Source organism: Paenibacillus sanfengchensis (assembly GCF_036864765.1).
Classification (GTDB): Bacteria; Bacillota; Bacilli; order Paenibacillales; family Paenibacillaceae; genus Fontibacillus; species Fontibacillus sanfengchensis.
Genome location: NZ_JBAGJC010000026.1, coordinates 25,998 through 34,780, shown reverse-complemented (window position 1 = coordinate 34,780; position 8,783 = coordinate 25,998). Strand labels below are relative to the sequence as shown.

Here is an 8,783-nt window from a genome sequence, read left to right as displayed (position 1 = left end):
CGCTTCTTTCACAACTTTTAAACGTTTTTCTTCGTTCAACCTTTTTCCCATACCGATCATCTCCCTTTATTCTAAGTTTAAATTATTGGGTAGGGAGACTCCAGTTTAATTAGGGGGCCTTAGAGGATTTGCATCTTTTTACGCATCCCCTCGTGGATCGAACTAAATACCTGCAGATTTGCATCTTTTGGAGTTGGAAGTATTGGAAGTGCGCTCGGCGCCGCTGTCTGAGCTCCCCCCTGTTTTCCCACAGAGCAATGACATGCTCTCTTCTTTGTTTCTCTCCTTAGGCATGCATGACAGTACTCCATTCCGTTTACCCTAATGATTATATGAACAAGGAAGGTGGACAATCATGAGTATCCGATTCCCGGATGGATTTCTGTGGGGCGGCGCCGTCGCCGCCAATCAATGTGAAGGGGCCTACAACGAGGACGGCAAGGGGTTATCTACGCAGGATGTTGCCCCGAGGGGAGTTAAGGGCCCTATTACCGAATTCCCTACCAAAGACAACCTGAAGCTGGTCGGCATCGACTTTTATCATCGCTACAAGGAAGATATCCGGCTTTTTGTCGAAATGGGCTTTACAGTATTCAGGACCTCCATCGCCTGGTCAAGAATTTTTCCGAATGGTGATGACCTCGAGCCGAACGAACAAGGCCTGAAGTTTTACGACGATCTTTTTGACGAATGCCTCAAATACGGGATTGAGCCGCTTGTTACCCTCTCCCACTATGAAACACCGCTGCATCTGTCCAAGCAGTATAACGGTTGGGTAAACCGGAAACTGATCGGCTTTTATGAACGTTACGCGCGAACGGTGTTTGACCGCTACAAAAACAAGGTAAAGTACTGGCTGACCTTTAATGAGATCAACTCTATTTTGGAAGAACCGTTTTTAAGCGGAGGCATTTATACCCCAAAACAGGAGCTGAGCAAGCAGGACCTGTATCAAGCCGTTCACCACGAATTTGTCGCCAGCGCGCTGGCCGTCAAAATCGGGCACGAAATGATGCCTGACGCAAAAATCGGCTGTATGGTCCTAAGTATGCCGACCTACCCGCTTACGCCTAACCCGGATGATGTCATCGCGGCCATGGAATCCGAGCACAAAAATTATTTCTTTGCCGACGTCCAGGCCAGAGGCAGTTATCCCGGGTACATGAAACGCTATTTCCGCGAGAATGGGATTTCGATTCAAATGGAGCCCGGCGACTTGGAGATTTTAAAGCATACGGTAGACTTTATTTCCTTCAGTTACTATGTCAGCATCTGCGAAACGGCGGATACGGAGCAGCGTAAAAGTTCCGAAGGCAACCTGTTAGGCGGCGTAACCAATCCTTACTTGCAAGCAAGCGAATGGGGATGGCAAATTGACCCCAAAGGTTTGCGTTATGTGCTGAACATGTTCTACGACCGTTACCAAAAGCCTCTGTTTATCGTGGAAAACGGACTCGGGGCCAAGGACGAGCTCATCGCGGACGAGAACGGCATCCCGACGGTGGAGGACGATTACCGGATTCAATATTTGAACGATCACCTGGTCCAAGTGGGCGAAGCCCTGGAGGACGGGATCGAAGTCATGGGCTATACCGCATGGGGCTGCATCGATTTGGTCAGCGCTTCAACCGCCCAAATGAGCAAACGGTACGGCTTTATTTATGTAGACCGCAATGATGACGGGACCGGAAGCCTGAACCGCTACCGCAAAAAATCATTCAACTGGTATAAGGAGGTTATTTCCACCAACGGCCAAAGTTTGCAGCGATAAATAAAGCTGTTTGACTATTTGCTTATTACAGAATTTTCCGTAGTATCTATTGACCATCGTTTAATTTATCTATAATATAGAGTTGTAATGGTAGTATATTCCATATATGAGCAAAGGAGGTGATCGATTGAAAACGATGGAAACCGGACTGACAACGATCCGTAGTCAGATGGAAGATTATTTAAAAAGGAATAGTATGACGTTAAATCAATTTTCCGAACTGACGCAAATTAATACCGGAACGTTAAGCGGGATTATCAATGGTCATCGCCCCATTGCTATGCAGCAGCTCGACCGGCTAACTGCGGGAATGAGACTTCCCGAAGGATATTTCTATGAGATGTATATTGATGAATGCTTCTACCAGGCCAACCCGGATTGGCGGAGGCTCGGTCCGTTTTTGCAGCGTTGCGCCAGTTTGAATAAGCTCGATTGTATTCAGCAAGTGGTTAGGCTGATGATGGATAACCTTTCTTATATACCACTGCTGTTTAACCTGGCTGAACAGCTTTTTAAAGAGGGAAAGCGGGACGCGGCTGTCATACTTTACGAGTTGGTTGCGGAAGGTGAACAGAAACAGCATTCCGAGCGGCTGGCTCTTTGTCAATACCGTTTATTTACGTTGGGTTTGTCCAAAGACCAAAACAAAAATTTGTTACTGGCTTCCCATTTTGAATATTTTATTGATCGGCTTGAAGAACCCTATCAACTAGACGCGCTAAATGAATTGATCAATGTGTTTGCTTCTCTTCGTCGTTGGGATAAGGTAGCGGAACTGGCGGAGAAACTGAAAGTCAAAGCAACGCTTCACTATGAGTTGAACGGTAGTAAGAAATCGCCGGAAATCAAGAAGCCGATTATTTTTTATATTATGTATGCCTACTTAATATTAGGCGAAACGCATTATCAATTTGGCAGATATGAGGATGCGCTGCGCTATGTTTCACTGTATGCACTCTGCGATTGGGTAAAAGATCCCACTGACATTGAAATGGGTGTGATCCAACAGTTTCGGGAATGGGCTGAGGGGAATCGTTACCTGTATCAGCTGATGTCCGGCGAAGTCGGGGTTCTACCGGAGTATGCGAAGTATATCTCCACCAGAGAAAATGAAGTGTTTTTTGCCCTATGCGAGATAGTGATTGCAGCTAACAAATTCGATATCAACATCGATTCTGTACTTGAACAGTACGAGTCCTTTTTAAAGCATCAAGAACAACAATGTCGTATCGGGAAAAATAGCTTGCATTATACGAATGACCGATTTGTCAGCTTGTTATCGGGCCTTGGAGTCTATTATTTGAAGAAAAACAACCTTGATTTTGGACTAAAATATATTTTGGATAGTTTTGCATTTGCTATTGAAATTCGCAGCGAACACGATATGCTTAAATGTGTAGGGCTGTTTGAACAATACCGGGATTTCGCAACTGAAGAGGCAAAATTTCGGTACAAAAAATTAATTGGCGAGGTGCAAAAACAAAATGAAAAAGAAACTGGTTGTATTGGTAGCCCTGTGTAACTTTGTTATTTTCGCTGTAACCCCAGCTGTTATTGGTCTTACTCCTGTCGGAAACCCTACCAAAACTGATATCACTACTAATGGTCATGGTGTAGGGTACTGAATTCTAACGGGGGAATGAACACTGATATTTTGCATCGGGAGCGCTTACTTCATCTTGAACAGTATAGGTAATTTGTGTAAACAAAAGACGCTTATCTGGACAAGCCCTCCCAGTATAAGCGTCTTTTGTTTTGTATAGAGAGGAAAGCCTTCTCTTCTGTAGTAAGCCCCCTGTGAGCCCGCAATGATCCTCTAATATCGTATAACTTTCCTCTCCTCGATCTTCCCTGTAGATTGCTTATAAACATAATAGATCATCCGATCCAGTTCCATCAAACAGAGTCCCCGTTCTTCCATAACCGAGTATGTATTTGAACCCAAATCGCAATTCAGTCGCACTCCATCAAAATAAATCAGCTCGACGGGCGAATGACCATGCACCACAAGTTTGTTTCGGGTTATATTCCTTTCTTTTTGCCTGATTCGGGAAGGTCTTCTCAAGATCCCTAATCGTATCTTTTCCTCCATGAGACAGCCAAAGGGTTTCTCCATTCCGGTAATAATTCCGCATCATTTCTTCATGATTTCCAATCAGAGCAAATACATTTTTGGGGTATTCATCAACCAAATCCTTTAGCTTTTTGATTACCCTGCCGCTTTCCTTCCCCCGGTTAATCATGTCGCCGCCAATAACAAGTTGGTCCGTTGCAAAATCAATTTCAGCATGTTTTAGCAATAAATCCAGCCCTTTATACTCACCATGTAAATCCGTTATGAAATACTTCATTAGGCCACCACCTGTAAGATTTAACTCCCTAATCCAACCTGTTAGAAGTAAACTTCCACTCTTCATTCAAAATGGCATATTGATACGCATCGTGAAATTTACGGACAATGAGCCTTTCGGTTTTCAGGACCATGCGCTATCAACCTTCCTCTTCAACTGATATAATTTTTAGAAATTAAAAACGATTGAGAGTTCAGGGTTACTCTAATGCGTATATACTCATACAATCAAAGTCCTGCCGAGGAAGCCATATCGAGTTTTTAACATTCATAAAAATCTCATCGATCGGATCACTGGCTTCACTGGCCTTTCATTCCCGCATAATACCAAAGCTATGTTCTAAAAAAATCGGATTGGGCCGTTCTAAGGATATGAAATGGTTTCGGAGATACGTTGCCAACATCCACAATTGTAGATATAAAGCCCCACCGTCGGAGTCTATATCATTAACGGGAAAATCTCCCGTTAATGTACCGCTCTTGGCTCATCGATCGGATTTAGCTGGAAAAGCTCCATCTATTTCGCAGCCCTATTGCCGATATACGCAATTTCAGGCGAATTAGCAGGAGGTTTTCCAGCTAATTCCCCTCTGCAGCCGCATACGCACCAAATTAACGGGAGGAATTCCCTTTAATTCGAACCAAACAATTAATTGCAGGTCAAGGGCAGCAAACCCTACTATAATAATTGGGGAAAGGGCTTGAAAAGGCAGAGAAAAAGACTGGGGAAAGATCGGGGTGAGGATTGATCTTCTGCCAGTCTTTGGTGTGTTTATAGACATTATTTATACTGAGGGTTAGTGAGTCGAACGTTAGCGGGGATTGTTGATTGAAAAATGCCGCTGCCGCAGCGCCTCGTACAGCAGCACCGAGGCGGCCATCGCCACGTTCAGCGACTCCGCCTGTCCGCGCATCGGAATGATGAGTCCGTCGTCCATCAGATCGCGGACTTCCGGGCTTAGCCCGCTGCCTTCGCTGCCGAACAAGAGCCACACCGGGCCGGTAAAGTCATACGCGAAGCAGTTGACCGCCCCCTGGAGGCTCGTTCCGGCGAGCCGGATGCCGCGGCTCTTCGCCTGCGGCAACAACTCCGCGAGCTTGCCGTGGACCACCGGCAAGTGAAAGATCGAGCCCATGGTGGCGCGCAGCACCTTGGGCCCGTAAATGTCGGCGCAGCCCGCGCCGACGATCACCCCGTCCGCACCGACCGCGTCGGCGGTGCGGATAACGGTGCCGACGTTGCCGGGATCCTGCACGCCGTCCAGCACCACCACCAGGCCGCTCGCCTGCCCGAGCAGCGGCCCCACCCCGCCGTCCGCCTTGCGCACGACGGCGAACACGGGCTGCGGCGTCTTCGTATCGCTGCATTTGGCGATGACCGCCTCCGATACGGCGATCCACTCCACGTCCAGGCCGGCCGAGGCCGCCTGGGCCAGTTCGGCGGGGATCCCGCCCTCCGCGTCATAACAGACGCATTCGATGTCCGCCCCCGCCTCCAGTGCCTCCTGAACGAGATGAATCCCCTCGATCAGAAACTTGCCCTGCTTGTCCCGATGTTTTTTCTCCAGAAGCCCAGCCCATTCCTTGACCCGGCCGTTTTGCGGAGACAGTATCTGCATGAATGGTTCATTCCTTTGTTCAGATTAAAATCGCTGTCCGCTGCTCTTCCCGATCTTCACAACCACTGATCTTCAGCTTGCCCTTCATTCCCCTCGGATCAAAAAGAATTCCTGCAAATCTGCAGGTATTTTTCCCTGTCAAAACCAATTTGAGCAATAAAGAGCAAATATGCAGGAATTTATGGTAATTTTTTCTAACCGAGACCTCTCGGCCCCCAAAAACTGCACTTTTGCAGGAATTTTCCGTCTCTCATTATCTACTCTTCCGCATACGCCAATTCCATCTTCGTCAAATCGTTCTTCTCCCCAACCACAACGAGAATATCTCCTTCGGAGAGACGGTCGGCGGAAGAAGGCGAAATGTTCATTTTCGTCCCGCGCTTGATCGCCATCACGTTGCAGCCGAAACGGGCCCGCACGTTCAGCTCCTTCAGGTTCTGACCGATCATCGCCCGGGTGGCGCGCAATTCAACGATGCTGTACTCGTCGGAAAGCTCGATGTAATCCAGCACATTGGGAGACGTCAAATGGTGGGCCACCCGAAGTCCCATATCCCGCTCCGGAAAAATAACCTTATCGGCGCCGATTTTATTCAGTACCTTGCCGTGTAGCTCATTCTGGGCTTTAACCACGATCAGCGGCCCACCCATATCCTTCAAAATCAGAGTGGTCAGGATGCTGGATTGAATGTCTTCCCCAATAGCAACAACCACAACGTCGAAGTTCCGGACGCCAAGGGCGCGGAGCGCTTCCTCATCGGTCGAGTCGGCCGTAACCGCATGGGTGACGATATTGGAGACCGCTTGGGTGCGGTGTTCGTCGGAATCGATCGCCAGGACGTCAAAGCCCATTCCGCTCAGCGCTTTGGCCACGCTCAAACCGAATCGCCCCATCCCAATGACGGCAAACTGCTTCTTATCTTTATGTGCCATGATCTGCTTTCACCATCCCGAATCATTTATGGATTGCTATAGTATATCATATTCCCCGGAAAACTTGAATTTTCGCGGACCGTAAGGGGCACATTAACAACGGACAACTATGACCAAGGAGGGAAAAGAATTCGTGCCATCCATTACGATGAGTTTGCGCGAGGCGATTATGCACAAAATCCACGGCCAGAGCGAAGAGGGGCTGCGGGAGATGATCGAAGGCTCGGTCGATGCCCAGGAGGCCGCGCTTCCGGGACTTGGCGCCGTTTTTGAACTAATCTGGAAGAACATCGACACAGCCCGGCAGAACGAGCTTCTGTCCGTGCTCAAGCAGCAGATCGAAGCGGCCGACCTCAAGCCGTTGAAATAAGACTGCCTTGCTAAGCAAACGAGCCTTTTGCCGCTGCTATAGGCGACTCAAGGCTCGTCCTGCTTTTCAAGGCAAAAAAAGCCGCCCCTGCGGACGGCAAAAACTTTGAAGTGTTTTTAAGGCGCTGTTTCGAGGAACTGGGCGTCCGGATTTTTTTCCATGGCCGTGCGCATCGCATATTCATTCTCGAACAAGGCGACATAGTTCCCCTTCTTGTCTTTGACAAGCGTCGAGTTGATACGGAATTTCGACGGGTCGATCTTATCGGCCACGATCCAGCGGGCAAATTGGAAAGGCATGCGCTGTAACTGAACATCCACCCCGTATTCGCCCTTCATCCGGTACTCGAAGACTTCGAACTGCAGTTGTCCGACCACGCCAAGCAAGGTATCCTCAAAACCGACGGTGGTGAACACCTGAATCGTCCCCTCTTCGGTCAGCTGGTCGATCCCCTTTTGATACTGCTTATGTTTCAGGGCATTTTTCACCGTTACTTTGGCAAAAATCTCCGGCGAGAACGTCGGAAGCTCATCGAACACGACCTCGCTGCCCTGGCTGAGCGAATCGCCGATCCGGAAAATCCCCGGGTCAAACAGCCCGATAATATCGCCCGGGTAAGCTTCGCTGACGATATCTCGGTCCTGGGCCAGGAATTGCTGCGGCTGGGACAGCTTGATCTCTTTGCCCGCCCGCACGTGCTTGACGGACATGCCGCGCTCGAACTTCCCGGAAACGATACGCAGAAAAGCGATTCGGTCGCGGTGCGCCGGGTTCATATTGGCCTGGATTTTGAAGACGTAGCCCGAGAACTTCTCGTTCGTCGGCTCCACGAGTCCGTTCGTACTCCGCCGAGGCTCCGGTTTCGGAGCAAGCTGCAGGAAGTTCTCCAGGAAGGTCTGAACACCAAAATTGTTGACCGCACTGCCGAAAAAGACCGGCGTCAGCTCGCCGCGCTTCACTTTTTCCAGATCAAACGGATCTCCCGCCACATCAAGCAGTTCTACATCCTGGCACAGTTGATCGTGTAAATATTCGCCGGCCATCTCACGAATAACCGGGTCCGTGTAACTCTCCACCTTCGTCACCTGGATGTTTGAGTGATCGTCCCCTTGGAACAGCTCCACTTGATTCTTCATCCGGTCGTACACTCCGCAAAGTTCCCGGCCCATGCCGATCGGCCAGTTCATCGGTACGGAGCGGATGCCAAGCACCTGCTCGATTTCCTCCATCAATTCGAATGGGTTCCGGCCTTCGCGGTCCAGCTTGTTGATGAAGGTGAAGATCGGAATCCCCCGCTTGGCACAGACCTGAAAAAGCTTGATCGTCTGGGCCTCGACACCCTTGGCCACGTCGATCAGCATCACGGCGCTGTCCGCGGCCGTCAGGGTACGGTACGTATCTTCACTGAAGTCCTGGTGACCCGGCGTATCCAAAATATTGACGCGGTGTCCTTTATAATCAAACTGCATCACGGAAGAGGTTACGGAAATCCCCCGCTGCTTCTCGATTTCCATCCAGTCGCTTGTCGCATGCTTGCTGGCTTTCCGGGCTTTGACCGAACCGGCCAGACGGATGGCTCCCCCAAACAAAAGCAGTTTCTCCGTAAGCGTCGTTTTCCCGGCATCCGGGTGGGAGATGATCGCAAACGTTCTGCGTTTATCGACTTCCTGCTGCAGTTGTTCCAATGCTTTGCTCATTCTCACTTTCCTCTCGCTTCTACAAAGTCACGTCTCTTATTGTA

7 protein-coding genes are annotated in these 8,783 nt (G+C 49.2%); 3 read left to right on the top strand and 4 right to left on the bottom strand.

All coding sequences use genetic code 11. The features are described from left to right. Positions 1–355: 355 nt before the first annotated feature. Both V4U84_RS26415 and V4U84_RS26410 read left to right on the top strand, forming a co-directional pair. Entirely contained in the window at positions 356–1,771 is a 1,416-nt protein-coding gene (locus V4U84_RS26415; protein ID WP_334076171.1) for a glycoside hydrolase family 1 protein, read from the top strand. A 136-nt stretch (positions 1,772–1,907) separates the two neighbouring features. Continuing rightward, a complete protein-coding gene (locus V4U84_RS26410; RefSeq protein WP_334076174.1) occupies positions 1,908–3,293 on the top strand; it encodes a helix-turn-helix transcriptional regulator in 1,386 nt (461 codons plus the stop codon). A gap of 445 nt (positions 3,294–3,738) precedes the next feature. Here V4U84_RS26410 and V4U84_RS26405 read toward each other — a convergent pair whose 3' ends face one another. The 3 genes from V4U84_RS26405 to V4U84_RS26395 form a co-directional block, all read right to left on the bottom strand. Beyond that, on the bottom strand, positions 3,739–4,122 hold the full coding sequence (locus V4U84_RS26405; protein WP_334078225.1) for a metallophosphoesterase: 384 nt from the start codon (positions 4,120–4,122) through the stop codon (positions 3,739–3,741). Positions 4,123–4,933: 811 nt separating this feature from the next. Then, positions 4,934–5,740, bottom strand: a complete 807-nt coding sequence (locus V4U84_RS26400; RefSeq protein ID WP_334078224.1) for a TrmH family RNA methyltransferase — start codon at positions 5,738–5,740, stop codon at positions 4,934–4,936. Positions 5,741–5,997: 257 nt separating this feature from the next. Beyond that, the gene (locus V4U84_RS26395; protein ID WP_334078223.1) at positions 5,998–6,672 is read right to left on the bottom strand and encodes a potassium channel family protein; all 675 of its coding nucleotides are present in this window, start codon (positions 6,670–6,672) and stop codon (positions 5,998–6,000) included. A gap of 133 nt (positions 6,673–6,805) precedes the next feature. On the opposite strand from V4U84_RS26395, the gene sspI reads away from it, so the two are divergent. After that, on the top strand, positions 6,806–7,042 hold the full coding sequence (gene sspI, locus V4U84_RS26390) for a small acid-soluble spore protein SspI (RefSeq protein ID WP_416367303.1): 237 nt from the start codon (positions 6,806–6,808) through the stop codon (positions 7,040–7,042). A gap of 116 nt (positions 7,043–7,158) precedes the next feature. Here the strand turns inward: sspI and V4U84_RS26385 are convergent, their stop codons facing one another. Beyond that, complete coding sequence (locus tag V4U84_RS26385; protein WP_334078222.1) at positions 7,159–8,739, bottom strand: peptide chain release factor 3; 1,581 nt, start codon at positions 8,737–8,739, stop codon at positions 7,159–7,161. Between the last annotated feature and the right edge of the window lie 44 nt (positions 8,740–8,783).